22 protein-coding genes are annotated in these 24,963 nt (G+C 68.7%); 8 read left to right on the forward strand and 14 right to left on the reverse strand.

Annotation, left to right across the window (positions count from 1 at the left end; genetic code table 11):
• Positions 1 to 21: 21 nt before the first annotated feature.
• Positions 22 to 1,326 carry an O-acetylhomoserine aminocarboxypropyltransferase/cysteine synthase family protein gene (locus ACNSN7_RS06120; protein WP_418281389.1) on the forward strand — a complete coding sequence of 435 codons (1,305 nt, stop codon included), beginning with the start codon at positions 22 to 24 and terminating at the stop codon, positions 1,324 to 1,326.
• A gap of 24 nt (positions 1,327 to 1,350) precedes the next feature.
• Here ACNSN7_RS06120 and ACNSN7_RS06125 read toward each other — a convergent pair whose 3' ends face one another.
• The 4 genes from ACNSN7_RS06125 to ACNSN7_RS06140 form a co-directional block, all read right to left on the reverse strand.
• Positions 1,351 to 2,166: an ABC transporter permease subunit gene (locus tag ACNSN7_RS06125; RefSeq protein WP_418281390.1), complete on the reverse strand. Its 816-nt coding sequence runs from the start codon at positions 2,164 to 2,166 to the stop codon at positions 1,351 to 1,353.
• The gene (locus ACNSN7_RS06130) at positions 2,163 to 3,134 is read right to left on the reverse strand and encodes an ABC transporter ATP-binding protein (RefSeq protein WP_418281391.1); all 972 of its coding nucleotides are present in this window, start codon (positions 3,132 to 3,134) and stop codon (positions 2,163 to 2,165) included. The genes ACNSN7_RS06125 and ACNSN7_RS06130 overlap by 4 nt, the downstream gene beginning before the upstream one ends.
• Positions 3,135 to 3,204: 70 nt before the next feature.
• A complete protein-coding gene (gene ligA / locus ACNSN7_RS06135; RefSeq protein WP_418281392.1) occupies positions 3,205 to 5,355 on the reverse strand; it encodes an NAD-dependent DNA ligase LigA in 2,151 nt (716 codons plus the stop codon).
• 106 nt (positions 5,356 to 5,461) lie between these two features.
• A complete protein-coding gene (locus tag ACNSN7_RS06140) occupies positions 5,462 to 5,833 on the reverse strand; it encodes a hypothetical protein (RefSeq protein WP_418281393.1) in 372 nt (123 codons plus the stop codon).
• Positions 5,834 to 5,956: 123 nt separating this feature from the next.
• Here ACNSN7_RS06140 and ACNSN7_RS06145 point away from each other — a divergent pair, with 123 nt between their 5' ends.
• Positions 5,957 to 6,421, forward strand: a complete 465-nt coding sequence (locus tag ACNSN7_RS06145; protein ID WP_418281394.1) for an SRPBCC family protein — start codon at positions 5,957 to 5,959, stop codon at positions 6,419 to 6,421.
• A gap of 168 nt (positions 6,422 to 6,589) precedes the next feature.
• Positions 6,590 to 8,932, forward strand: coding sequence for a DEAD/DEAH box helicase (locus tag ACNSN7_RS06150; RefSeq protein WP_418281395.1), 2,343 nt, complete (start codon positions 6,590 to 6,592; stop codon positions 8,930 to 8,932).
• Positions 8,933 to 8,958: 26 nt separating this feature from the next.
• Here ACNSN7_RS06150 and ACNSN7_RS06155 read toward each other — a convergent pair whose 3' ends face one another.
• Together ACNSN7_RS06155 and ACNSN7_RS06160 are read right to left on the reverse strand one after the other, a co-directional pair.
• Positions 8,959 to 9,432 (reverse strand): pyridoxamine 5'-phosphate oxidase family protein, encoded by a 474-nt coding sequence (locus tag ACNSN7_RS06155; protein WP_418281396.1) that lies wholly within the window; start codon positions 9,430 to 9,432, stop codon positions 8,959 to 8,961.
• 41 nt (positions 9,433 to 9,473) lie between these two features.
• A complete protein-coding gene (locus tag ACNSN7_RS06160; RefSeq protein ID WP_418281397.1) occupies positions 9,474 to 10,823 on the reverse strand; it encodes an ATP-grasp domain-containing protein in 1,350 nt (449 codons plus the stop codon).
• Positions 10,824 to 11,004: 181 nt separating this feature from the next.
• Here ACNSN7_RS06160 and ACNSN7_RS06165 point away from each other — a divergent pair, with 181 nt between their 5' ends.
• Complete coding sequence (locus ACNSN7_RS06165) at positions 11,005 to 11,811, forward strand: DUF91 domain-containing protein (protein ID WP_418281398.1); 807 nt, start codon at positions 11,005 to 11,007, stop codon at positions 11,809 to 11,811.
• On the opposite strand, the gene ACNSN7_RS06170 is transcribed toward ACNSN7_RS06165, so the two are convergent.
• Both ACNSN7_RS06170 and ACNSN7_RS06175 read right to left on the reverse strand, forming a co-directional pair.
• Positions 11,752 to 12,687: a rhomboid family intramembrane serine protease gene (locus tag ACNSN7_RS06170; RefSeq protein ID WP_418281399.1), complete on the reverse strand. Its 936-nt coding sequence runs from the start codon at positions 12,685 to 12,687 to the stop codon at positions 11,752 to 11,754. The two genes, ACNSN7_RS06165 and ACNSN7_RS06170, sit on opposite strands and share 60 nt — an antisense overlap.
• A 117-nt stretch (positions 12,688 to 12,804) precedes the next feature.
• Positions 12,805 to 15,066, reverse strand: a complete 2,262-nt coding sequence (locus ACNSN7_RS06175; RefSeq protein ID WP_418281400.1) for an AAA family ATPase — start codon at positions 15,064 to 15,066, stop codon at positions 12,805 to 12,807.
• 137 nt (positions 15,067 to 15,203) lie between these two features.
• Between ACNSN7_RS06175 and ACNSN7_RS06180 the strand changes: the two genes are divergently transcribed.
• A complete protein-coding gene (locus ACNSN7_RS06180; protein WP_418281401.1) occupies positions 15,204 to 15,338 on the forward strand; it encodes a DUF7128 family protein in 135 nt (44 codons plus the stop codon).
• Positions 15,339 to 15,443: 105 nt separating this feature from the next.
• Positions 15,444 to 17,495 (forward strand): formate/nitrite transporter family protein, encoded by a 2,052-nt coding sequence (locus tag ACNSN7_RS06185; RefSeq protein WP_418281402.1) that lies wholly within the window; start codon positions 15,444 to 15,446, stop codon positions 17,493 to 17,495.
• Between the two features lie 194 nt (positions 17,496 to 17,689).
• Here the strand turns inward: ACNSN7_RS06185 and ACNSN7_RS06190 are convergent, their stop codons facing one another.
• Positions 17,690 to 18,676, reverse strand: coding sequence for an NOG1 family protein (locus tag ACNSN7_RS06190; RefSeq protein WP_418281403.1), 987 nt, complete (start codon positions 18,674 to 18,676; stop codon positions 17,690 to 17,692).
• A gap of 160 nt (positions 18,677 to 18,836) precedes the next feature.
• Here ACNSN7_RS06190 and ACNSN7_RS06195 point away from each other — a divergent pair, with 160 nt between their 5' ends.
• Together ACNSN7_RS06195 and ACNSN7_RS06200 are read left to right on the forward strand one after the other, a co-directional pair.
• Positions 18,837 to 20,057, forward strand: a complete 1,221-nt coding sequence (locus tag ACNSN7_RS06195; RefSeq protein ID WP_418281404.1) for an alanine--tRNA ligase-related protein — start codon at positions 18,837 to 18,839, stop codon at positions 20,055 to 20,057.
• A gap of 31 nt (positions 20,058 to 20,088) precedes the next feature.
• Complete coding sequence (locus tag ACNSN7_RS06200; protein WP_418281405.1) at positions 20,089 to 21,102, forward strand: AIR synthase family protein; 1,014 nt, start codon at positions 20,089 to 20,091, stop codon at positions 21,100 to 21,102.
• 95 nt (positions 21,103 to 21,197) lie between these two features.
• Here ACNSN7_RS06200 and rpsJ read toward each other — a convergent pair whose 3' ends face one another.
• The 5 genes from rpsJ to ACNSN7_RS06225 form a co-directional block, all read right to left on the reverse strand.
• The gene (gene rpsJ, locus ACNSN7_RS06205) at positions 21,198 to 21,506 is read right to left on the reverse strand and encodes a 30S ribosomal protein S10 (protein ID WP_004048854.1); all 309 of its coding nucleotides are present in this window, start codon (positions 21,504 to 21,506) and stop codon (positions 21,198 to 21,200) included.
• A 3-nt stretch (positions 21,507 to 21,509) separates the two neighbouring features.
• On the reverse strand, positions 21,510 to 22,775 hold the full coding sequence (gene tuf / locus ACNSN7_RS06210; protein ID WP_418281406.1) for a translation elongation factor EF-1 subunit alpha: 1,266 nt from the start codon (positions 22,773 to 22,775) through the stop codon (positions 21,510 to 21,512).
• 175 nt (positions 22,776 to 22,950) lie between these two features.
• Entirely contained in the window at positions 22,951 to 23,919 is a 969-nt protein-coding gene (locus ACNSN7_RS06215) for a homoserine dehydrogenase (protein WP_418281407.1), read from the reverse strand.
• Entirely contained in the window at positions 23,916 to 24,530 is a 615-nt protein-coding gene (locus ACNSN7_RS06220) for an amino acid-binding protein (RefSeq protein WP_418281408.1), read from the reverse strand. The genes ACNSN7_RS06215 and ACNSN7_RS06220 overlap by 4 nt, the downstream gene beginning before the upstream one ends.
• Positions 24,527 to 24,673 carry a hypothetical protein gene (locus tag ACNSN7_RS06225; protein WP_418281409.1) on the reverse strand — a complete coding sequence of 49 codons (147 nt, stop codon included), beginning with the start codon at positions 24,671 to 24,673 and terminating at the stop codon, positions 24,527 to 24,529. The genes ACNSN7_RS06220 and ACNSN7_RS06225 overlap by 4 nt, the downstream gene beginning before the upstream one ends.
• Positions 24,674 to 24,963: the final 290 nt, after the last annotated feature.

Genomic DNA, 24,963 nt, shown 5'->3' on the forward strand with positions numbered 1-24,963 from the left:
TCCGCCGGACGCAGGATCGGTATGGCACCCGACGACGCCGATGACGCCCCCAGGTTCAGCACGCGAAGCGTTCACGCGGGATCGGATCCCGATCCGACGACCGGAGCGCGAGCGACCCCGATCTATCAGACCACCTCCTACGAGTTCGACGACGCCGACCACGCGGCGCGGCTGTTCGCGTTAGAGGAGTTGGGCAACGTCTACTCGCGGATCATGAACCCGACGAACGCCGCCCTCGAAGAGCGGATCGCCTCGCTGGAGGGCGGCGTCGCCGCGATCGCCACCTCCTCCGGGATGGCGTCGTTCGATCTCGCGACGTTCATGCTCGCCTCGGCCGGCGACAACGTCGTCTCCTCGTCGGCGCTGTACGGCGGCACGTACACGTATCTCACCCACTCCGTCGAGCGACGTGGGATCTCGACGCGCTTCGTCGACCCGCTCGACTACGAGGGATACGCGGAGGCGATCGACGAGGACACCGCGTACGTCCACCTCGAGACGATCGGCAACCCCGCACTGGTCACGCCGGACATTCAGCGGATCGCCGACATCGCCCACGAGCACGGCGTGCCGCTGTTCGTCGACAACACGTTCGCGACGCCGTACCTGTGCCGGCCGCTGGAGCACGGGGCCGACCTCGTGTGGGAGTCGACGACGAAGTGGCTCACTGGTAACGGGACCACGGTCGGCGGCGTCCTGATCGACGGGGGATCGTTCCCGTGGGGCGAGTACCCCGAGAAGTTCCCCGAGATCGCACAGGACAACCCCGCATATCACGGGATCAACTACGTCGACGCGTTCGGCGAGGCCGCGTTCACCTTCGCCGCCGTCACCCGCGGCCTGCGCGATCTGGGCAACCAGCAGGCCCCCTTCGACGCGTGGAACACGCTCCAGCAGACGGAGTCGCTCCCCCTGCGGATGGAGCGTCACTGCGAGAACGCACAGGTCGTCGCCGAGTACCTCGACGAGCACGCCGACGTCGCGTGGGTGAACTACCCCGGCCTGGAGAGCCACGAGACCCACGAGGAAGCGAGCGAGTACCTCGAGGGAGGCTACGGCGGCATGATCACGTTCGGGCTGGAGGCCGGCTTCGACGCCGCGAAGGCGACCGTCGAGAACACGGAGCTCGCCTCGCTGTTGGCCAACGTCGGCGACGCGAAGACGCTCGTCATCCACCCCGCGTCGACGACCCACCAGCAGCTCACCGAGGACGAACAGGAGGCGGCGGGCGTCACCGGCGACATGGTTCGGATCTCGGTCGGCATCGAGGACCCCGCCGACATCGTCGCCGACCTGGAGGCGGCGATCGAGGCGGCGACCGAGTAATCCGGTCCGCGGCGCACAAACCGGTTACAAATCGTCGCGATCGAACTTCAACAGCCCGACGAGCGGCGGCGCGAGCGCCCAGAAGACCAGCATCGCCGCCGCCGAGATCTGTCGGTTCAACGTCTCGCCCGCGAACAGCTGATCACTGAGGAACGCGGTCGTCAGCACCTGCACGCCGGTGGTCGGGTTCGCGGTCTCGAGGAACGTTTGGATCTGTACCGTCGAGGCCGGGAGCCGTTCGACGACGGGATCGAACGCGCCGAGGAGCTGTCCGGTGAGCGTGCTCCAGAACAGCACGAACAGGAAGTAGATCCCGATCCCGCCGATCAGCGCGCGGCGCTGCGTCGAGGCGGCCGCCGAGCAGCCGACCGCGATGGAGACGAAGACGCTCCCGAGCACCGCGGCGAACACCGTGTATCCGAGGTACGACCCCGCGTTGAACGACACCGGGAGAACGATCAGCACGACCGCGGGCAGCAGGAACCCGGCGAACACCGCGAGCGACAGGGCGGCGGCGCGGCCGACGACCTTTCCGAAGACGACGTCCGCACGCGAGTGGGGCAGCGAGAGAAGCAGCTTCAGCGATCCCGACTCCCGTTCGCCGCTCACCGCGTTGTAGCCGACGACGACCGCGACGAGGGGGACGAGCGTCGTCACGAGGATGGGGCCGACGAAGATGCTGAGGAGGAGCTCCGTCGCGAACGCGTCGCTCTCCGGACCGGGACGGACCGCGTACGCCATCACGGCGACGAGCCCCGAAAAGAGCGCGACGAGCAGCAGCATCGCCCGCGATCGGACCGTGTCTTGGAAGTCCTTTTTCGCGACGGCGGGCAGGCTCATCGGTCCACCTCCTCGGTCGCGGCCTCGGCGTCGGGCGCTGCAGGCTCCTCAGCCCCCTCCGGCGCGTCGCCCTCCGTGTACGCCAAGAAGAGGTCCTCCAGCGACGCCGCCTCCGTACGGAAGTCCTCGACGTCGACGCCCGCGTCCTCCAACTCGGCGAGAACGCGAGTTTTCACCCCGCTCGCACAGCTCACGATCACCGTGTCTCCGTCGCGGTCGACGCGAGAGACGTCGTCGAGCGCGCGAACCGCCGCGAGGTCCTCGTCGCTCGCGCCGGCGGTCTCGATCTCCAGCGTCTCCTCGCCGCCGACCGCTTCGCGGAGCCCCTCCACGGAGTCCTGTGCGACGAGTTCGCCCTCGCGCATGATACCGACGCGATCGCACACCGCGTCGACCTGTCCGAGGACGTGCGAGGAGAAGAAGACGGTTGCGCCGCGATCGGCCTCCTCGCGGACGATCTCGCGCATCTCCTTTGCGCCCGCCGGGTCGAGTCCGGAGGACGGCTCGTCGAGGATGAGGAGGTCGGGATCGCCGACGAGCGCCATCCCGAGTGCGAGCCGCTGTTGCATGCCCTTCGAGTAGCCGCCCGCCGTACGGTCGCCGTCGTCGCCGAGACCGACGCGCTCCAGCACGGCGTCCGGGTCGACGTCCGCGTCCTTCGACTCTATCGCGAACTCGACGTGCTTCCGGCCGGAGAGTCGCTCGTACACCGAGAACCCCTCGGGGAGGACGCCGGTTCGTCGGCGGATCTCGACGCTGTCGGTCGTCGCATCTCGACCGAGGACCGTCACGGTACCCGCGGTCGGTCGAACGAGATCGAGGACCATGTTGATCGTCGTCGACTTGCCAGCCCCGTTCGGACCGAGGAAGCCGTACACCTCGCCCTCCTCGACGGTGAGATCGAGGTCTCGAACGGCGGTAACGTCGGCGAACTCCTTGGTCACGCCACGCAGCTCGATGGCGGTCATGGACACCGATTCACTCGGCGACCGATAAAGGGTTATGACTCGGCGATCACCCATCGGGCCGCGTTCCCGATCAGTCCTCGACGGGGGGCCACGTGACCCCGCGGTCTGCGAGGACCTCGGCGAACTCGTCCTCGTCGATGACGGGGACGTCGTTCGCCTCGGCGTCGTCGCGCTTCGAGCGCCCCGGGTTCTCGCCGACCACGAGGTAGTCGGTGTTTCCGGAGACGCTTCCGGTCGCGGATCCGCCGTGGCCCTCGACGACGTCCTCGGCCACCCGCCGAGTCGTCGACAGCGATCCGGTGAACACGAACGTGAGCCCGGCGAGCGCGTCGGCGGCCTCGTCGTCGTTCGACCCGACGTCACCCGACTCGGGTTCGATCCCGCGCTCGCGAAGCCCCTCGATGGCCGCGCGGTTCTCGGGCGTCGCGAGGAACTCGCGGATCGATCCGGCGACCTCGGGTCCGACGTCGTCGACCGCCCGCAGTTCGGCCTCGTCGGCGTCGAGCAACCGATCGAGGTCGCCGAACTCGCGGGCGAGCGCGCGCGCCGTGGTCGCGCCCACGTCCGGGATCCCGAGGCCGGCGAGGAACGCGCCGAGCGAGGGGCGCTTCGTCGACTCCAGCTCCTCGATCAGGTTGCGCGCGCTCGTTTCCCCCCAGCCGTCCAGGTCGGAGAGATCCTCGACGGTCAGGTCGTACAGCTCCGGCAGCGACTCGACGAGCCCCCGCTCCCTGAGGTCCGCGACGCGTTCGGGGCCCATCCCCTCGACGTCGAGCGCGTCGCGGCGCGCCCAGTGTTCGATCGCGCGGTCGAGCTGTGCGGGACAGCCGAGCCCGCCCGAGCAGAAGGCGAGCGGGCCGTCGCGCTCGACCGGTGCACCGCAGACGGGACACTCCTCGGGGAAGCCGTAGGTCCCGTCGGAGCGCTTCTCGACGACCTCGGGGACGTACGGGATCACGTCGCCCGCGCGGTAGATCCGGACGCGGTCGCCGACGTTCACGCCGAGCGCCTCGATCTCGGCGGGGTTGTGCAGCGTCGCGCGGGAGACGGTGACGCCGCCGACGTCGACCGGATCGAGCTCCGCGACGGGGGTGAGTCGTCCCGTCCGCCCGACCTGCACCGTGACGTCTCGGATCGTCGTCGTCGCGGTCCGCGGCGGGAACTTGTACGCGAACGCCCAGCGAGGTGCCCGCGAGGTGGAGCCGAGCGCCTCGCAGGCGGCCCGGTCGTTCAGCTTGATCACGACGCCGTCGATCTCGTAGTTCAGCCCGTCGCGCTCCTCGAGGATCCGGTCGCGGTAGTCGATCGCCGCCTCGACGTCATCGACCAGCTCGACCGCGCCGTTTCGACGGAGCCCGAACGCGTCGAACGCGTCGAGCTCGTCGCGGTGCGTTGCGGGGCGAGAGACGGCCCGATCGTCGGTGTCCGGCTCCCACGCCAACACGTCGAAGAAGAAGACCTCGAGGGGGCGCTCCGCGACCACCTCCGGGTCGAGCTGTCGGAGCGTCCCGGCGGCGGCGTTTCGGGGGTTCGCGAACGGCTCCTCGCCGCGCTCGATCAGCTCCTCGTTGTACGCCGCGAACGCGTCCCGCGGCATGTACGCCTCGCCGCGGACCGCGAGCAGGTCCGGCGGGTCGCCGCGAAGCCGTCCGGGAACCGACCGGATCGTGCGCACCTGTTCGGTGACGTCGTCGCCCACTCGTCCGTCGCCGCGGGTCGCCGCGCGGACGTACTCGCCGTCCTCGTAGACGACCTCGACGGAGAGCCCGTCGAACTTGGGCTCGCAGACGTACCGGCGCTCGTCCGGATCGAAGCCCGCGCCCGCGAGCCCGGAGCGGACGCGCTCGTCGAAATCCCGGACCGCGTCGGCGTCGACGCCGTTGTCGATCGACAGCATGGGCGCGACGTGCTCGACGGTGGCCAGTTCCGCGAGCGGCTCGCCGCCGACGCGCCCGGTCGGGGAGTTCTCGGTCGACAGACCGAACGCCGACTCCAACCGCTGGAGCCGGGTGAACAGTCGGTCGTACGTCTCGTCGTCGATGATCGGGTCCGCCTCGACGTAGTACCGATGGTCGTGTTCGCGGATCGCCGCCCGGAGCAGCTCCGCCTGCGTCTCAGCCGCTCCCTCGGACAGCTCGTCGACCGGATCGAAATCGGTCGGAGGAGCCTCCACGTAGGGGTTCTCGTCGGGATCGGCGTACCGGGGCGACGAGTTCGTCATGTACGGTCCGTTGGACGGCGATCGCTTAAAAGGGACCGAAGACGGCACACCGGTCGGCGACGTGGTGCGGTGACGCCGGCCGAGCGTAGTGACGTCGGCCGGGCGTTCAGGCCTCGGCGACGAACGTCGCGTCCGCGGAGGTCCGACCCTGATTGAACGACAGCACCTTCGCGCGGATCACGTCGCCCTCGTCGACGGAGCCGGGGATCCCCTCGGTGAACACGACGAATCCCTCCACCTTCCCGATCGCGACCTCCTCGCCGGAGTGGTGGTCCGTCAGTTCGGTCACTCCGAACTCGTAGGTCTCCCCGATCTCGACTGGCGGGTCGCGCCGTTTCGCCTGCTCGTGAGCGCGCTTCGATTCGCGAGCCGACGACGACGGACCGCGAACGCGGCGGACGGCGACGAGCAGGACGACGAGCAACAGAACGGCGAGAACGGCGGCCTCCCTGACACCGACGGCGGTGGCGAGTTCCATGGGATCCGGTCGTCGGGAGGCGTTTTAAGCGATCGGGACGGTGGCGATCGGGACGGAGGCAACCGCGGCCGACGGCGGCCACCGACCGTACACTCTTAAGGGCACGCCGAAAAGGGCGGATCGATGGCCGATCTGGGCGTGACGACGACGCTGCCGTGCGGGATCGAACGCGCCTACGAGCTGTCCCGCCGCGTCGGCGTTCACGAGCGCGCGATGGCGGGCTACGACGAACGAGTCGTCGACGGACCGGCAGACGGCGTCCTGGAGGCGGGCGACCGCGTGACTCGCGAGTCCCGGCATCTCGGGATGACCGTCACGCGAACGATCGAAGTCGTCGCCGCGACGCCGCCGCTGTCGGTCCGCGAGCGCGAGGTCGACGGCCCGTTCGTCGAGTTCGTCCACGACCACGAGTTCGAGCGGATCGACGCGACACACACGCTGGTCGACGACGCGATCAGCTACCGGCTTCCGGGCGGACGGCTCGGCGAGTTCGTCGACCGCCGGTACCTGAACGGGTATCTCCGACGCGTGCTGCGCGAGCGGAACCGACAGCTGGAGCGGATCGCCGAGACGACCGAAGAGTCGTAGTGGGCCGTCCTCCCCTCCGCTCGCGCGAGCCCCCTCGTCCGGGGCCTCGTCGCGGACGACCGCTCGCTGCGTGCCGCATGAGAAACGCCTTTCCCCGCGAAGCCCCCCTCACCGAGTAATGCGATCCAGCTCCCGGCGACGACGAGCCGTCCCCCGGCGTGGTGCGGCGTGAAGGTGGCGGAGGCGGTCCCGGAGTTCGCGGACGCGTTCGGCTTCGAGGAGTTCAACCGGATGCAACGGGAGGCGCTGCCCGGCATCATGGAGTCGGATCACAACGTCGTCGCGAGCGCGCCGACGGCGTCGGGTAAGACCGCCCTCGCCGAACTCGCCATCTGTAAGACCCTCTCGGAGGGCGGAACCGCGCTGTTCATCGCTCCCTTACGCGCGCTTACCAACGAGAAGGAGGACGAATGGGAACGCTTCGAGGAGCTCGGCTACTCCGTGTACGTCGTCTCCGGCGAGCGCGACCTCAATCCGCGGCGAGCCGAGCGCGCGGACGTGCTCGTCACGACCCCCGAGAAGGCCGACAGCGCCACTCGGAAGCACGACTCGACGCGGTACTCGTTTATCACCGACGTCGACTGCGTCGTCATCGACGAGGTTCACCTGCTCGACTCGGAGAAGCGCGGGGCCGTCCTCGAGGTAACCGTCTCCCGGCTCCGCCGGCTGCAGGCCCCCCGAATCGTCGCGCTGTCGGCGACGATGCCGAACGTCGGCGACGTCGCGGAGTGGCTCGACGCGCCGCCGGAGACGACCTACGAGTTCGGCGACGACTACCGACCCGTCGACCTCGAAACGGGTGTCAAGACGTACTCACACGGCTCGAACGCGTTCGCCGACAAGTACCGCCGGCTCTACCGCGCGCTCGATCTGGCCGAGCCGCACGTCCGCGAGGACGGGCAGGCGCTCGTGTTCGTTTCCTCGCGACAGGACACGGTACAGGCGGCGAAGAAGGCGCGCGACGAGATCTCGGAGCGTGACATCCCTATCGACTCGCGGGGCGATTACGACTTCCACAACGAGGCGAAAGAGCTGACGAACGACACGCTCCGCCAGTCCGTCACCGACGGCGTCGGGTTCCATCACGCGGGACTCGGCAAGGAGGACCGCGACAGGGTAGAGCAGTGGTTCAAGGAGGGGAAGATCAAGTTCCTCTTTTCGACCTCCACGCTGGCGTGGGGCGTCAACCTCCCTGCGCGCTGCGTGGTCATTCGCGACACGAAATACCACGACCCGCTGGAGGGGGAGACCGACATCTCTCCGCTGGACGTCCTCCAGATGCTCGGCCGTGCGGGACGACCCGGCTACGACGACGTCGGCTACGGCTGGGTCGTCTGTGACCGCGGTGACGCCGACAAGTACCGGACGCTGCTCCGGGAGGGCAAAGAGATAGAATCGCGGCTCGCGGCGGAGCTCGAGTCCCATCTCAACGCGGAGATCTCGATGGGGACGATCCGCGGCGTCGCGGACGTGATGGACTGGCTCGAAACGACGTTCTACTACGTCCGCGCGCGGTCGAAGCCGGACGAGTACGACTACGGGGGGCTTCGAGATCGGGTCCGGGAGACGCTCGACTCGCTCGTCTCGAACGGGTTCGTCGCGACGGACGACGACCTGTCGATCGAGCCCACGGCGCTCGGCCGGCTGGCCTCGAAGTACTATCTGCGGCTCGACACCGCCGACCGGTTCCACGCGCTCGCCGAGCGCGACACGCTCACGGTCGATGCCATCCTCGAAACGGTCGCGGCCGCGGGCGAGTTCGACTCGGTCTCCGCGCGCTCGGCGGAGGCGGACGCGATCGACCGGATCATCGACGGCCACGACACCGAGTTGGAGAACGGCCATCGAAAGGTGTTCGCCATCCTGCTCGCGGGGATGGCCGACTCGCTGCCGTCCGATCTCCGCGCCGACGCGTGGGTGATCCGGCAGAACGCGCTCCGGCTGATCGCGGCGCTGTGTGAGTTCCTCGACCGGTTCTCGGGACCGCGTGCGGCCAACCTCGCGCGCCGCGTCGAGGCGCGCGTCGAACACGGCGTGAGCCGAGACGCCGTCGCACTCACGGCGATCGACGGGGTCGGATCGACCCGCGCGGACCGCCTCGCGAACGCGGATCTCACCTCCCCGGCGGCCCTCGTCGACGCCGGCCCCGGCGCGCTGGAGCGCGCCGGCATGAGCGACTCGGTCGCCGAGCGTGTCGTCTCGGCCGCCGCCGACCTCCCGCGGATCGCGATCGAGTGGGGCGAGTTCCCGGAGACCGTCGCCGTGGGCGAGAACGAGCTGTGTGAGGTCGGCGTCCGGAACGCCGGCGGCGGCGCGCGGACCGGGATCCGGGTCACGGTCAACGACGTGGAGATGAACGAGACGACGACGTACCTCGACGGCGAGACGACGGTCCCGGTCGGCGTGTTCGGCACGCCGGAGGCAGAGGAACTCGAGTTCGTCGTCGAGATCGTCTTCCCCGACCGACCGTTGATGCCCGTCCGCGCGAGTCGGACGGTGCGGGTCGAGTGAACTAGCCCGCCCGTCCAGCGCCAGCCTCACTCGTCGAAGTCACTGTCCGGCGTGATACGACCGGTCACCCGCTCCGGTTCGAGCTCGACGATGGTGATCTCCACGTCCGCAATGGCTTCACCGAAGATGCGGATCGGAGAGAATCGGTCGTTGATCTCGGCAGTGTCGAACCGCTCGTACTCGTCGTCGGGGACCTCGGCGAGCCGTCCGGTGATCACGATGCTCCACGAGTCGAGCTCCCGAGGATCGTCCGTCGGATAGGTGTCGTAGAGCGTGTAACAGACCGTCTCCGCCGGCTCGACGAAGATTCGTTTCGTGCTGTCGTCGGTCGTTCCGAATCTGAAGTACAACTCGTCTCCGTCGTAGTAGTGGACCAGCGGGATCGCATGCACTTCCCCGTCGTGACACTGGGCGAGAACGCCCGAGTCGGTCTCGCGGAGCAGTTCGTCTACTTCCGCGTCGTCCATTCCTCTCGTGTACGCGTAGTCGATGTGTTTCATGTGGGTAACCCTCCGTTTGAATCGGTGTGGCTCGACGTCGCTCACTCCTCGGGAGCTCCCTTCGTGACGTTGATGCGGTACCCATCGAGGACGTCTCGACCGAGGAGCACGGGGTAGCTCATGTGGCTTCGGTTCTCGACGCTCGCGGTGACGGTGTGCCACCGGCCGCCGATCCGGACGTCGACCTCGACGAGCGCGCGCTTCCGCCGGCCCGTCCGCGATCCGGATTTCACCTGCGTCGTGTCGACGATCGGACCGGCACCGATCGTTGCCGCGACGTCGAGGTCGATGCTGGTCCGCCGCGCACCCGTGTCCGATTTGGCGATCACGTCGGCAGTTCCCTGTTCCGTGCTCACCGCCACGCGCTCGGTGTAGCCGATCGTCTCGGGCCCCTCGTCCGTCGGTTCGATCGGCGGTGTGCAGTCCGGGACCGAGTCATCGAGCGTCGTCGAGAGCGCCGTGACTCGGTCCGGGTCGACGCGACCGCCGGCACGCTCGATCGCGAGACGAGCGATGGACGGCGCGGGACTGATCCCGGTGGCGTCGAACAGTCCCTTGAATCCGGCCGTCACGTTTACCTCGAGGACGTACCACGCGTCGTCACGACACAGCAGGTCCACGCCGGCGTAATCGAGGTCGAGAGCGTCGGTCGCGTCCCGCGAGAGGCGCGCCGCCTCGTCAGGAAGAGCGGCGGTGAAATCCTCGACGTCACCACCCACGGCGACGTTCGTGCGCCACTCGTCGCTCGGCGCGTACCGCTTCATCGCACCGACGACGCGTCCGTCGACGACGTACACGCGGACGTCGAAGGCGCGTTCGGTACCCGTGTCGATGAACTCCTGTAAGAACGCGCGGCGGCGATCGATACGCGGGGAGACGGCGTCGGTTGCGTCGACCAGCGACATCCGATCGCCGTGCGTCCCGATCGCGGATTTGTGGACCACCGTTCCGGCCGTGAGCCGGTCGCGCTCATCGAGCGTTCGGTTGGTAAACGCCATGTACGCGTCCGGCACCGGCACTCCCGCTGTAGCGAGCAGCGCCGCGGCGGCGTACTTGTGGCTGGCTCGCATGACGGCGTCGGGCGGGTTCAGAACCGGTCGAGACGCGGTGTAGCCCGTTGCAACCCCGAGATCATCGAGCGGCTGCGAAGCCTTCGTCAGCAACAGTCGGTTTGCAACGACGTCCACGTCCGGATCGAAGCGAAGGGCTCCGGATTCGATCCACGTCCGAGCGCTCTCCTCCCGGAGCCACACCGGTTCATGCCCCAACGCACTGACTGCGTTGAGGATGGCTTTGGTCTCCTTGCTGTTGTGAAAGCTCAACACCCCGACGCGGACGCGAGACGATGGACCGTCCGAGTCCGAGGGTCCCGAACCGAGCGCGTTGCTCATACGTCCCTCTACGGACCCGGTCGTGTTAAATCAGTAATATTATTCACACTCCCCGAAGCAGCCCCGCGAGATCGACCGCCGCGGACGTCGCGTGACGGGTCACCGTCCGTCCCTTGACCTCGAATGTCTCGTAAGCCCCATCGGCTACCGCTTAAATCCGAAGCCGAGGCCATCCGACAGCATGCCCGAACGCCTTCGCGTGCTCGCCGGCGACTGTCACGTGACCGAACGCGGCGATCGAGCCCGCACCTATCGCGGGCGCGTCGTCGTCCTCATCAAGCCCGACGACACCACGCTCGTCCACGACGCGGACGGCTATCAACCGGTGGCGTGGCTCACGCGTCCCGACTCCGTCGTCGTCGAGGGCGACGGTGACGGGTTCACCGTCACGGCCCGCGACGGCACCCGCCGACTGCGTGTCGTCGCCGAGGAGGCCACCGCGAGCCGGGCACTGCCGATCACGGAGGCCGGCGTTCCGGTCGGAACGTGTCCCGACGACGGCGGTCCGCTCGTCAGATCCGGCGGCGACGTCGTCTGTCTCGACTGTGCGACCCGCTGGGGGCTTCCGGCAGGCGCGAGCGTCACCGACGCGACCTGCGAGGAGTGCGGGCTCCCGAAGCTCCGCGTGGAACGCGGCGAGCCGTTCCACCTCTGTCTCGATCCCGGATGCGACCCGCTCGCCGCGGCGGTCACGGAGCGGTTCGACCGCGTGTGGGACTGTCCCGACTGTGACGGCGAGCTGACCGTTCAGTCCGCGCCCGGCCGGGTGTTCCTCGCCTGCGAGGACGCCGCCGGCTGCGGGACGACGTTCTCGATCCCGAACGGCGTCGTCGTCGACGGCTGCGCCTGCGGCCTCCCCGTGTTCGAGACCGGGACGGGACGTCGCTGTCTCGACGGAACGTGTCCGGACGACGCGCCGCCCCGACGGTCATCCGTCGACGACGACGCCGAGGAACGCCACGGAGAACCCGACGACGTAGCCGACTAGGTGCGCGTACACGTTGCTTCCGAACGGCACGACCACGAGCGAGCCGAGCACGCCGGCGACGGCGACGCTCGCACCGGTCACGTACAGGAGCTCCCGTGCGGGCGTGAGGTTCAACCCGACGACCCGCGGGCGGCCGACGGCCCGGAACAGTCCGATGCCCGCGAGTCCGGCACCGATCGCGAACAGTCCCCCGACCGCTGGGATCGGCGGGAAGTAGTCCACGCCGCTCGGCGCGAGAAACGTCAGCGACAGCGACGCGAGGACGAGGACGAGCGCCCAGCGAGCGTCGACGCCGATCGGGCCCGGACCGTCCACGGTCGGCCGTTCGACGGCGTCCTCGGACCGTCCCTCGGTCGCCAGCGCGGCGAACCAGACGACGGCGAGGTAGCCCAGCAGCGCGCTGTTCACGTCGGAGAAGCCGGCCGCGGGCGCGTTCGTCACCGCACCGAGGACCGCGAGCGTCGCCCACGCGGAGACGAGCGGGACGACGGCGAGATAGACGACCGTCGCGTACAGGAGGCGGCGTTCCCAGCCCGCGATCGCTGAGAGCGGGTACGCGACGGCGACGAGGAGCCAGTAGTTGACGACGTTGTCGACGAGGTGTGTCGTGCTCGTGTGGACGAAGCTGGACGCGAACGCGGTCCACAGCGTCCACCGGCTCGCGAGAACGCCTTCGGCGGCCAGCGAGAGCCGCCAGGCGTCGCTTCCGGGGAGCAGCGAGACGGTCACCAAAAGCGTCGGGATCGGAACCGCGACGAGCGCGAGTTCGGCGCGAGGGCGCGAACGAATCGCTGCAATAACGGACGTGACGACGCTCCGGAGGGTGGGACCCGCCGCTGTCGTGCCGTCCACATCGGCGTCGCTCGCGTCGACCATACGTCCGGTCGGATGTGATCTCATAAAGGCGTTGCCCGAGACCGACTCCGGCGGAGACCATGTGCGGACGACGCCTGGCCTGGCGCGGGGACGAAGCGAGGGCGCGAACGCCGGCCGTCAGACCTGTGACGCCGACACGGTGGCCAGCGCCGCGGAGAAGTCGTCGTCCGTGATCCCGACATCGTCGGCGTGGTCGTTCGCGGCCTCGCCGTGCTCGTCGACGATCCGCTCGATCGCGAGGAGCGTGGCCTCCCGACAGACGGATGCGATCTCCGCGCCGGAGTAGCCCTCGGTCTCGTCGGCGAGTCGACCGAGGTCGACCCCGTCGACCACCGGTTTCCCGCGAGTGTGCACGTCGAGGATCTTCCGACGCGCGTCCCGATCGGGCTCGGGAACCTCGATGTGGGTTTCGAGTCGTCCCGGACGCAGGAGTGCGGGATCGAGTGCACCTCGGCGGTTCGTCGCCGCGAGCACGATCAGGTTCGGGTTATCGCTCGCGCGGTCCAGCTCCGTGAGCAGCTGGGAGACGACCCGGTCGCCGACTCCCGAATCGCCGCTCGCGGCGTCGCGGTCGGTCGCGATGGCGTCGATCTCATCGAAGAAGACGATCGCGGGCGCGGCCTGTCGCGCGCGGTCGAACAGGTCCCGAACCGCCTTTTCTGACTCGCCGACGTACCGGTCGAGCAGCTCCGGTCCGGCGACCTGAATGAAGTTGACGCCGCTCTCCCCGGCGATCCCGCGTGCGAGCAGCGTCTTTCCCGTGCCGGGCGGCCCGTGTAAGAGCACGCCGGTCGGCGGGTCGGCGTTGGACGCGTCGAACAACGGACCGTACGTCAGCGGCCACGTTACGGCTCGTCGGAGCTTCGCTTTTGCGTCCACCAGTCCCCCGACGTCCGAGAAGTCCGTCGTCGGCTTCTCGGCGACGTACTCGCGCATCGCGCTCGGCTCGACGGCGGCGTGTGCGGCCTCGAAATCCGCCTTCCCGACGGTCACCTCGTGGAGCGCCGTGGCGTCGGTCTCCCGTGCCCGCCGGAGCGCCGTCATCGCCGCCTCCTGTGTGAGCCCTTCGATGTCCGCACCGACGAACCCGTGCGTTCGGCTCGCGATCCGGTCGAGATCGACGTCGTCCGCGAGCGGCATCCGACGGGTGTGGACGTCGAGTATCTGTCTGCGGCCGGTCTCACCGGGGACGCCGATCTCGATCTCGCGGTCGAACCGGCCGCCGCGGCGGAGCGCGGGATCGAGGCTGTCGACGCGGTTCGTCGCACCGATGACGATCACGTCGCCGCGGGCGTCGAGCCCGTCCATCAGCGAGAGCAACTGACCGACGACGCGGTTCTCCACGTCGCCGCCGTCGTCGCGCTTGCCCGCGATGGAGTCCAGCTCGTCGAAGAAGACGATCGCGGGTGCCTCCTCGCTCGCGCGGTCGAACACCTCCCGGAGCCGCTCCTCGCTTTCGCCCTTGTACTTGGACATGATCTCCGGGCCGTCAATGGTGATGAACGTCGCGTCCACCTCGTTGGCGACGGCGCGGGCGATCAGCGTCTTCCCGGTTCCGGGCGGACCGTACAGGAGGACTCCTTTCGGTGGATCGACACCGAGACGGGTGAACACCTCCGGCTCGGAGAGCGGGAGCTCGATCGTCTCGCGGACGAGCTCCAGCTCCTCGTCCAACCCGCCGATGTCCTCGTAGGTCGCGCCCGCGGTCCGCTCCGCCGGCGGTGCGACCGCGTCGCCGTCACGCGTCCGCGACCGATCACCGTGATCGGACGCACCGTCACCGCCCCCCTCTCGCGGTCGTTGACGGGCCTGCTCGGGCGACGAGGCGCTCACGTCCCTCGGCGTCGTCGCCGCCCCACCGGCGCTCCCGCCGGCCCCGTATCGCACCGCCACGTCGGTTCCGGTCGTGACCCGGACCGTTCCGGGCGGCTCGGAGTCGGCGAGCACGAATCGGAGACCGCCGAGTCGCTCGACGTGGACCGCTTCCCCCGCCGTGACCGGACGGTCCCGGAGGTCGCGTGCGAGCGCGCGCTCGACGGCCTCACGGCTCACGTCGACGTCGGCGAGCCTGTCCGGCGCGGTAAACACCACCCGTTCCGCGTCGGCGACGTCGACGGGGGCCACCCGAACGGTGTCGCCGACCTTCACGCCGGCGTTGGCGCGGGTGTCCGCGTCGATGAGGATCGACTCCTCTCGCGCGTCGGCCCCGCCGGGCCACACCTTCGCGACCGTCGAGCGTTCGCCCCGTATCCTGACGGTATCGCCGCTGAGGAGGCCGAGCCGCTTCCGGGAGGATTCGGGGAGCCTGGCGATACCTCGTCCCGCGTCCCGCTTTTCGGCCGCTCGGACCGTGAGCCGGACGCCAGCGGTATCGTTCATACCGCTCGTTCCGCCCGGCGACTCTTTACGTTTGCCCGAACGCTCCGACGCGGACGCCCCCACGGAACGCCCCGATGCCCATCGGGTTCCCCGTGACGGCCGACAACCGTTTCACTCCTCGCGTGGTAGCAGGACGCATGGTCACGTCGACACGACGGGACGGCTCCACGTGGTTCGCCTGCGAGGTGTGCGGGCTCCTGTTCGCCGACGAGGAGGAGGCCGAAACACACGAGACCTCCTGTGACGGTGACGAGCCCGACTACCTCCAGTGAGGGCGGCTCCGACCGACACCGGTCGCGTCCGCCACCCGGGACGGCTGACCGTCTCGTCGATCGGAGAGACAAACGCTTTGGTTTTCCGCCTACGGTAGTAGGATAGTGACCGACGAAAATCGATCCGACGACTCGATACGAGAGGTCGTCGAGCGGTCCGCAAGCGGCGCTCCCGCCGTGGGCGAGGCCGTTCGAGACCGGTTCTCCTCCGACGAAGTGTTCCAACGGATCATCGCTGCCGCGGACGAGGAGGTGACCTCGGGAAGACGGGAACTGTTCTTCAGCGGAATCGCGGCGGGACTCGCGATCACGATCACGTTCCTGTTGTACGCCTCGATGACGGCGTCGACCGACGGTCATCCGGTGTTGAGCGTGCTTCTCTACCCGCTCGGCTTCATCTACATCATCGTCGGCGGCTACCAGCTGTTCACCGAGAACACGCTCCCGCCCGTCGCGCTGACGCTCGAGCGGCTCGCAAGCCTTCCCACGCTACTGCGGCACTGGAGTATCGTGCTCGCGGGCAACTTCGTCGGCGGCGCGATCGGTGCGTTGGTGCTGTCGTACGGCGGCGTCATTACCGGCGAGACGATCGAGTCGGCGATCTACGTCTCCAGCGCCGGCTTCGAGGTCGGCTGGTGGCCGCTGTTCTTCAAGGGGGCGGTGGCCGGCCTGATCGTCGCCGGCGTCGTCTGGGTCGGCTTCGCGTCGACGAACTCGGTGACCCGACTGCTCGTCGTCTACCTCGCCTTCCTCGCGATCCCGCTCGGCAACCTGTACCACGTCGTCGTCTCGTTCACGGAAGTGTTGTACCTACTGTTCGTCCAGAACATGGGGTTCCACGACGGCGGCATCACCCTGTACGGCGGCATGACGGAGTTCGTGCTTCCAGTGCTGCTCGGCAACACCGCCGGCGGGGTGGTGCTCGTCACGCTGGTGAACTACTTCCATACGAGCGAGAAGCGACTCGCGGAGGCGCGGTTCGAGGGCATGACGCGGCGGCTCTCGGTCCCCGAGTGGGTGCTCGGGCGGGCGGCCGGTCGCTCGTACGTCCCCATCCTCGACACCGCCGAGGCGGCGCTGTTCGCCAACGAGGGGTATCGCGTGATGGTGCCGATCACGAATCCCCGCACGGACGAGAAGACCGTCGAACTCGCGAGTGCGATCGCGAGCAACCACGACGACGGACTCGTCCACATCGTCCACGTCGTACAGGCTCCGAACCGGATGTCGCTCCGCTCCGGGGGCGACGGCGGTCGGATCGCGGACGTCTCCGAAGAACATATGAGGGGCCTCCGGGAGACCGCAGAAGAGTACGGCGTCGACGTGTCGACGTCGACGGTCGTCACCCACCGCTCGTTCGAGGAGGTGTTCAACATGGCCCGTCGGACCCGTCCCGAGACGGTGCTGATGGGATGGGGCGACGACCAGCTCTGGAACGCGGCGCGGGCCGAACGACCGATCGACGAGCTCACCAACCAGCTCCCCTGTGACTTCCTCATCCTGAGCGAAAAGGATCTCGACACCTCCCGGATCCTCCTGCCGACCGCGGGCGGTCCGGACTCGGCGCTCGCCGCCGAGGTCGCAAGCATCCTCTCGCGGACGGCCGGTGCCGAGGTGACGCTGCTACACGTCGTCGACGACCCCGACCACCGCGAGGAGGCCGAGGCGTCCCTCGCGGCGTGGGCGGCCGACCACGACCTGGCGGACGCCGAGATGACGGTCGACGACGGCGGCGACATCGAGGCGGCGATCGCCCGCGAAGCCGTCGATCACACGCTCGTCATCATCGGCGCGACGGAGAAAGGGCTGCTGTCGCGGCTCATCTCCGACTCGCTGCATCTCGACGTGCTCAAAGACGTCGACTGCTCGGTACTGCTCGCCGAGCGACCGCAGTACCGCTCGATCCGCGACCGGCTGTTCGGCAGCGGTCGCCGAAACGAGGGGTTGCCGACCGCCGCCGAACCGGACCGACCCGAGGGGGAATCCGTCTCTGGGGTCGACGGCCGAGACGGCGATCCCGATGCGGGGGCCGTGGAATCGCCGGAGGCGGACGGGGAGTTCCCGCCTGACAGGGCGATCGTCACCGATCACGACGACGAGCCGGAGGACGCGGACGCGGAGGCGGCGGAGTCCGACGACGACCCTCGATCGAACTGAGCGGTCGCCCGCCGCCGAGTTCGACCGATGAAAACGGCAGTTCGTGCCCTCGGCGACGTACTGTCCATATTCGACGTACTGTCCGTATTCGACGTACTGTCCGTATTCGACGTACTGTCCGTATTCGACGTACTGTCCGTATTCGACGTGCATCCGGATCTGAACCGGACACGAACGTGGACGCCGCGACGCTTCTACTCTCCGCCGTTGCGCGTCGGGAGGTCGGGCTCGAAGGCCGCGGCCTCGACCGCGAGATCGAGGACGTGTTCGACGTTCTCGTCCTCGGTGATGCTCATCGTGGCGTCGACCGACTCCGCTTGGACCGCCTCGAAGCGGTCGTGTTTGTTCGCCACCGTGAGGAACGGCACGTCGTCGCCGAACAGCTCGCGGATCTCCTCGCGGAGTTCGAGCTGCGATTCGAGCGGGTAGCCGCAGTCGCCGGACGGATCGAGCACGAACAGGACGACGTCCGCGAGGTGTTCGAGCGCGCTTATCGCCTGCGTCTCGATGTCGTTTCGCTCGTCGGCGGGGCGGTCGAGCAGTCCGGGCGTGTCGATGATCTGGTATCGGACGTGGTTCCGGTCGAAGTGGCCGATCTGAACGCCCTTCGTCGTGAACGGGTACTCGGCGATCTCGTTGGACGCGCGGGTCACTCGGTTGACGAACGACGACTTCCCGACGTTCGGGTAGCCGGCGACGACGATGGCGGGCTCGTCGGGACGGATGTCCGGCAGGTCACGGAGCGCGTCGCGGGCCTCGCCGATCGCGAGGAGGTCGTCGGCGATCTCGTCCATCAGGTCGGCCATGCGTGCGAACGCCTGCTTCCGGAGCTTCTTGGCCGTGTCGACGTCGGCGTTGCGGAGCCGTGAGGTGTAGTCGTCGCGGAGCGACTCGATCCGGCGTGCGGTCCACATCACTCGCGAGAGCGCCTGTCTGAGCTCGTCGACGTCGACGATCGCGTCCGCGAGCTCGTAGTAGAACGGGTCGACGTCGAAGCCGAAGTCCGGCCAGGAGACCACGACGTTCTCGAGGTTGTCCGAGAGGATGTTCCCCGCCGTCCGCAGCATCGACTCCTGGGCCTCGTGGCCGCTCTTGGCGTGGCCCGCACGCGCCGCCCGCGAGAACGCCTTGTCGAGGAGTTCCTCCGCACGGGGCGTCGTCGGGAGGCCCTCAAAGATCATGTTGTCCGTCTTTACCCGCCAACGCGTATAAGAGCGTCCGTTTCCCGACCCGAACGACACGCCGACACATGCCGCGGCGGACCGCCGCCACGACCGGTGACGGTTCGCCCCACGTTCCGCGGCGGCCAACTATTTATCCGACGCCGGACACCGCCAAACCATGACGGCATCACGCGCGCCCGAGTGCCCGGACGTCCGCGAGTTCGAGGCGACGGTCGAGTCGGTCGACGGCAGGGAGATCGTGCTCGACGAGACCTACTTTTATGCCGAGTCCGGCGGCCAGCCCGCCGATCGCGGTACGCTCGGCGGTATCGTCGTCGAGGACGTCGTCGACCGCGACGGCGACGTCGTTCACGTGCTCGCCGACGAACCCGGAACCGAGCGGGGAGCGACGATAGCCGGCGTCGTCGACGACGCGTTCCGGACGTACTGCGCCCGCGCACACACGGCCTCGCACGTCCTGTACGGCGCGGCACGGCGGATCACCGAGGAGCTCGGCTACGCCGGCTTCGACATCTCGCCGGAGAAGGTCCGCGTCGACCTCACGACCGCGGAGCCGCTCGACGACGACGATCTGATCGAACTGGAACGGCTCTCGAACCGCGCCGTGTGGGAGTCGCTGCCGGTGTCCTGGGAGACGATGCCGGAGGCGGACGCCCGTGCGCTGGCGGACATCGCGTTCAACGAGAAGACGGAGGAGGGGGCGATGGGCGGCGGCGGCTCCATCCGGGTCGTCACGGTCGACGACTGGGACGTCGCCGCCTGCGGCGGTACTCACGTCCGCAACACCGCGGAGATCGGACCGATCGAGGTGCTCGAGCGGTCGAACCCCGGTGAGGGGGTCACGCGCGTCGAGTTCGCGGTCGGTCCGACCGCGATCGACCGGGACGCCGCGGTGCACGCGGCCGCACTGGCGGCGTCCGCGGCCCTCGACGCCAACGTCGACGGGCTCGTCGACGCCGTCGAGCGGCTGCGCGAGGACAACGAGCGGCTCGAAGCCGAGCTCCGGGCGGTGCGAGCCGACCTCCTCGAAGCCACGCTCCGGGAGTTCCCGACGAGCGAGGTCGACGGAGCCGTCTGGGCGATCGGACCGATCGACGACGCCGACCCGAACGACCTCCAGGAGCCCGCACGCGAGGTCGTGAGCGGCGACGTCGATGCGCTCGCCGCGGTCGGTCCCGGACCCGCCCCGTTCGTCGTGGTTGCGGTCGACGGCGACACGGTCGACGACGGCGGCGTGGACCGCATCGACGCGGGCGACGTCGTCGAGGCCGTCACCGCCGAGTTCGGCGGTGGCGGCGGCGGCGGACCGACGTTCGCACAGGGTGGCGGGATCGACGCCGACCCGGAAGCAGTGGTCGAGTGGCTCCGCGACCGATGATCCGAACGACGGGGGAAGCGGGGGACGGTTGATGACCGGAAAGCTCGACCCGTCGGCGCTCGCGGCGCTCATCGGCGCGACGGGAGCGGACGATCCGGCGGTCCTCCAGGGTGCCGCCTACGGCGAGGACGCCGCGGCGATCGACCTCGGCGCGGGCGACGACCGGATCCTGGTCGTCAGTACGGACCCGCTCTCGCTGGCGGCCGAGGCGGTCGGGCGGCTCGCGGTCCACGTCGCCTGCAACGACGTGGCCGCGAGCGGCGCTGACCCGCGCTGGCTGACGAACACCGTGCTCCTCCCCGACGACGACCCGGAACCCCGACGAACCGTAGCCGAGCAGGTCGACGAGACGGCACGCGCGGTCGGCGTCGCGGTGGTCGGCGGCCACACGGAGGTGGTGCCGTCGTTGGAGCGACCCCTGCTTTCGATGACCGCGCTCGGGACGACCGACCGGTTCCTCCCGAGCGGGGGGGTCGAGCCCGGAGACCGGCTCCTGCTCACGAAGGGTGCGGGAATCGAGGCGACCGCGATCCTCGCGACCGACTTCCGCGAGGCGTGTCTCGACGACGGCGTCGACGCGGCGACCCTCGAGGCGGCCGCCGCGTTCCTCGACGACGTAAGCGTGATCGACGACGCGCGAGCGATCCGGGACCTCGCGACCGCGCTCCACGACCCGACCGAGGGCGGTGTGCTCACCGGGCTCGTCGAGATGGCGAGTGCAAGCGAGCTCGCGTTCGAGGTCGCACGCGAGCGCGTGCCGGTTCGACCCGAAACGCGGGCGTGCTGTGCTGCGTTGGGTATTGACCCGCTTGCGACGTTCGGATCGGGCGCGCTGTTGGCTGCGATCCCCGAGTCGCGCGTCGACGATGCGCTCGCGGCGCTTTCCGATATCGGGATCGACGGCGCGGTGATCGGGGAAGCGATCCGGCCGGACGGCGTCGATGCCGGCGACACCGACGCCACTCACGCTGCCGGCACCGTCCACCTCGATGGCGAGCCGATCACGGAGCCGCCGCGCGACGAGCTGTACCCGTTCTGGGAGTGACGGGACGGGAACCGTTCGGTTCCGCCGGTGGCCGCGCCGCTACTCGGGTGAAAAACATTGAGAGAGCGGCGGGTGGCGCGACTGCGCCCTAGCGCTTAGTCTTCGAGAACGATCTCGATGCTGACGTCGTTGGGCACTTGGACGCGCATCAGCTGGCGGAGCGCGCGTTCGTCGGCGTCGATGTCGATCAGACGCTTGTGGACGCGCATCTCCCAGTGCTCCCACGTCGCCGTCCCCTCACCGTCCGGGGACTTGCGCGACGGGATCTCGAGCGTCTTCGTCGGCAGCGGGATCGGGCCCGACAGGGCGACCCCCGTCGAGTCCGCGATCTCGCGGACGTCGTCGCAGATGTCGTCGAGGTCCTCGGGGCTCGTGCCGGCGAGGCGGACGCGTGCCTGCTGCATCGATTATCGCTCGTTGACTTCGAGCACCTTGCCGGCCGCGATGGTCTGACCCATGTCGCGGATGGCGAAGCTGCCGAGTTCCGGAATCTCGCCGGACGGCTCGATGCTGAGCGGTTTCTGCGGGCGAACGGTGACGACGGCGGCGTCGCCGGACTTGATGAAGTCCGGGTTCTCCTCGGCGACCTCACCCGACGACGGGTCGATCTTCTGGTTGATCTCCTCAACCGTACAGGCGACCTGCGCCGTGTGGGCGTGGAAGACGGGCGTGTAGCCGGCCGTGATCACGCTGGGGTGCTGCATGACGACGATCTGCGCTTTGAACGTCTCGGCGACGCTCGGCGGATCGTCGGCGGGACCACAGACGTCGCCGCGACGGATGTCGTCCTTACCGATACCGCGGACGTTGAACCCGACGTTGTCGCCGGGCTCGGCCTTGGGCACTTCCTCGTGGTGCATCTCGACCGTCTTCACCTCGCCGCCGACGTCCGACGGCTGGAAGGAGACGTTGTCGCCCGTGTTGAGGATCCCGGTCTCGATACGTCCGACGGGGACGGTCCCGATTCCGGAGATGGTGTACACGTCCTGGATGGGGAGACGCAGCGGTGCGTCCGTCGGCGGCTCCGACTCCGGAAGCTCGTTGAGAGCCTCGAGGAGGGTCGGACCGTCGTACCAGGGGGTGTTCTCGGACTCCTCGGCGACGTTGTCGCCGTCGAACGCCGAGATCGGGATGAACTTCGCGTTGTCGGCCTGGAAACGGACCTGGTTGAGGAGCTCCTTGACCTCCTCGACGACTCCATCGAACTTGGACTCGTCGTGGTCGACGATGTCCATCTTGTTGACCGCGATGATGAGCTCGTTGATACCCAGCGTGCGGGCCAGGAACACGTGCTCTCGGGTCTGGGGCGCGACGCCGTCGTCGGCCGCGACGACGAGCACCGCGTTGTCGGCCTGCGAGGCACCCGTGATCATGTTCTTCACGAAGTCACGGTGGCCCGGGCAGTCAACGATGGTGAAGTAGTACTTGTCCGTGTTGAACTCCTGGTGGGCGATGTCGATCGTGACGCCGCGCTCGCGCTCCTCGGCGAGGTTGTCCATCACGTAGGCGAACTCGAAGCCGCCCTTGCCCTTTTCTTCTGCTTCCTCGCGATGCTGCTCGATTACGTGCTCGGGGACGCTCCCCGTTTCGAAGAGGAGGCGGCCCACGAGCGTACTCTTGCCGTGGTCGACGTGGCCAATAATGGCCAGATTCTGGTGCGGTTTGTCACTCATGGGTAATCGCGCGCTAAGGCGCTCTGTGAGAACGTTTTCGGTTGATTCCACTAAAACGGTTTCGATACAGCCCACAGACTATCCCGCCGCCGTCCGGCGATTCTTGAGACACACACGCACGCGAAACCGACACACGCACGCGCAAAACCGGCACACGGTAGCGAGTCGCCGTCGACTACTGCAGCCGACCGACGTCGCCGAGGACCGCGCTCGCGGTCTCCGGACCGCCGGCACCGAGCCCGGAGATGTTGAGCCGTCCGGCGTGTGAGGTCTCGATCTGGACGATGTTCTGGGTCCCGGACACGGCGAGCGTGCCGTTCTCGGGGACGAGCCGCGGCGCGACTCGGACGGTCTCGCCGGTCGCCTCGCCGATCAATCGGACCGTCCGCCCGTCCTCCGCGGCCAGTCGCAGCGTCGAGCCAGGGACGTCCCTGATCCCCTCGACGTCGGCGTCGTCCAGCGTGAACTCTCGCGCGTCCGCCGGATCCTCGGCCGCACCGAACGAGAGCACGTTCGAGAGGATCACGCATTTCAGCGCCGCGTCGGTCCCGTCCACGTCGAAGGAGGGGTCCGCCTCCGCGACGCCGAGGTCCTGTGCCTCCGCGAGCACGTGTTCGTAGTCGAGCCCCTCCGCGGCCATCCGCGTGAGGATGAAGTTCGCCGTGCCGTTGAGCACGCCTCTGACCGCGGTGACGTGACCGGGCTCGACGTCCTCGACGGTCGACACCGCCGGGATCGCGCCGCCGACCGTCGCCTCGAAGCGCACGTCGCCCTCGCTGTCGGCCGCGAGCGCCTGCACCTCGCCGAACCGCTCCGCGACCGGCCCCTTGTTCGCCAACACGGCGTGCCGATCGCGCTCCAGTGCGGTCCGAACGTGGCTGAATCCGGGCTCCGCGTCGCCCAGCGTCGTCGGCGTCGCCTCGACGAGCGCGTCGTAGCCGGCCGCGAGCGCGTCGTCCGGGTCGTCGTCGCCGACGACATCGACCTCCGCCTTCCGCGTGAGGACGGCCTCGGCGTCCACGCCGTCCGGGTCGACGATGGCGCTCGAGGAGTCCGCGACCGCGACGACCTCGTGGCCGTATTCGCCCGCGAGTTCGACGACGGAACGGCCGACCGCTCCGGCTCCGATCACTGCGAGCTTCATGCCTCGACCCCCGTGAGCGGCTCGATCATGCGGAGCCCCTTCTCGTCGGCGAGCGACCGCACCGCCGACAGCGCCGTCGACGTCTCGCCCGCACGCGCCTCCAGCCGCAGCCGCGCGCTCGATGCCTCCTCGGTTCCCTGGGGTGCCGCGAGCGACACGTCGGCGACGGACGCCGATGCACACTCCTCGATCCGGGTGAGCGTGTCCGAGAGGTCGGTGTCGATGAGATGTCCGAACAGGACGATCGTGAGTTCCTCGGCGTACTCTTCCGTGCCGGCCTGCATCACGTTGACGCCCTCCGCTCGAAGCGCCTCGACGATACCGTCGAACCGGTCGTCGGTCGCCTCGAAGTCGACCTCGACCGGGATCCGACCGCGCGGCGTCTTGTTGCCCCGTTCGTGGTAGATCGACAGGAGATTTCCCCCGTTATCGGCGATCGGTTTCAGCGCTGCGAGCAGCTGTCCCGGCTCGTCGACGAGCTCGAGTCGAACCGTGTGCGTCGACGGGGCCGCCGCGTGGCCACCGTCGGGAGACGCGTCGTCGGGCCGTCCGTCCGGAGACGCGCTTGCCTCGCCGCCGTCGTCGCCATCGGACGTGGCGTCGTCGCTCATGCTGCCACCGTATCGAGCGCGTCCGTGATGGCGATCGATCCGTCTCGACGAACCGCGGTCCGGCACGTTCCTGTTGTCGGCGCGGAGCCGTCGCTTCCTTGCTCCATACCACTACGCCGATCGGGGATCGTGCCCGTCTGCATACACGAAGAAAGTCGCGGCAGGGTGTATAAGCCTTCGGCGTTGGCAGGCGTTGCCTCCCCTGATCGACAGTGAACTGTTGACACGGATCGATCTTCGCGAGATGCCATCGCGCCGATCCCAACCGACGCCTCGAACGGGCCAGTCGATCGTCAGCGACGTGGACCGGTCCCTACGAGACGGAGCGGTGTCCCTGCGCGCCGGAGAGATGTCTCTCCGAGACGGAGCGGTGTCCCTTGCGGGACGGAACAGGACGAAAAAACGAGCCTCGTGTGCGCGGCGTCCGACGTCG

The organism is Halorubrum rarum (genome assembly GCF_048380895.1).
In the GTDB taxonomy this organism is placed as follows: Archaea; Halobacteriota; Halobacteria; order Halobacteriales; family Haloferacaceae; genus Halorubrum.

Coding starts and splice junctions, on each gene's coding strand:
- ACNSN7_RS06120 (WP_418281389.1), top strand. CDS start 22: ATGGCACCCGACGACGCCGATGACGCCCCCAGGTTCAGCACGCGAAGC.
- ACNSN7_RS06125 (WP_418281390.1), bottom strand. CDS start 2,166: ATGAGCCTGCCCGCCGTCGCGAAAAAGGACTTCCAAGACACGGTCCGA.
- ACNSN7_RS06130 (WP_418281391.1), bottom strand. CDS start 3,134: ATGACCGCCATCGAGCTGCGTGGCGTGACCAAGGAGTTCGCCGACGTT.
- ligA (WP_418281392.1), bottom strand. CDS start 5,355: ATGACGAACTCGTCGCCCCGGTACGCCGATCCCGACGAGAACCCCTAC.
- ACNSN7_RS06140 (WP_418281393.1), bottom strand. CDS start 5,833: ATGGAACTCGCCACCGCCGTCGGTGTCAGGGAGGCCGCCGTTCTCGCC.
- ACNSN7_RS06145 (WP_418281394.1), top strand. CDS start 5,957: ATGGCCGATCTGGGCGTGACGACGACGCTGCCGTGCGGGATCGAACGC.
- ACNSN7_RS06155 (WP_418281396.1), bottom strand. CDS start 9,432: ATGAAACACATCGACTACGCGTACACGAGAGGAATGGACGACGCGGAA.
- ACNSN7_RS06160 (WP_418281397.1), bottom strand. CDS start 10,823: ATGAGCAACGCGCTCGGTTCGGGACCCTCGGACTCGGACGGTCCATCG.
- ACNSN7_RS06165 (WP_418281398.1), top strand. CDS start 11,005: ATGCCCGAACGCCTTCGCGTGCTCGCCGGCGACTGTCACGTGACCGAA.
- ACNSN7_RS06170 (WP_418281399.1), bottom strand. CDS start 12,687: ATGGTCGACGCGAGCGACGCCGATGTGGACGGCACGACAGCGGCGGGT.
- ACNSN7_RS06175 (WP_418281400.1), bottom strand. CDS start 15,066: ATGAACGATACCGCTGGCGTCCGGCTCACGGTCCGAGCGGCCGAAAAG.
- ACNSN7_RS06180 (WP_418281401.1), top strand. CDS start 15,204: ATGGTCACGTCGACACGACGGGACGGCTCCACGTGGTTCGCCTGCGAG.
- ACNSN7_RS06190 (WP_418281403.1), bottom strand. CDS start 18,676: ATGATCTTTGAGGGCCTCCCGACGACGCCCCGTGCGGAGGAACTCCTC.
- ACNSN7_RS06195 (WP_418281404.1), top strand. CDS start 18,837: ATGACGGCATCACGCGCGCCCGAGTGCCCGGACGTCCGCGAGTTCGAG.
- ACNSN7_RS06200 (WP_418281405.1), top strand. CDS start 20,089: ATGACCGGAAAGCTCGACCCGTCGGCGCTCGCGGCGCTCATCGGCGCG.
- rpsJ (WP_004048854.1), bottom strand. CDS start 21,506: ATGCAGCAGGCACGCGTCCGCCTCGCCGGCACGAGCCCCGAGGACCTC.
- tuf (WP_418281406.1), bottom strand. CDS start 22,775: ATGAGTGACAAACCGCACCAGAATCTGGCCATTATTGGCCACGTCGAC.
- ACNSN7_RS06215 (WP_418281407.1), bottom strand. CDS start 23,919: ATGAAGCTCGCAGTGATCGGAGCCGGAGCGGTCGGCCGTTCCGTCGTC.
- ACNSN7_RS06220 (WP_418281408.1), bottom strand. CDS start 24,530: ATGAGCGACGACGCCACGTCCGATGGCGACGACGGCGGCGAGGCAAGC.
- ACNSN7_RS06225 (WP_418281409.1), bottom strand. CDS start 24,673: ATGCAGACGGGCACGATCCCCGATCGGCGTAGTGGTATGGAGCAAGGA.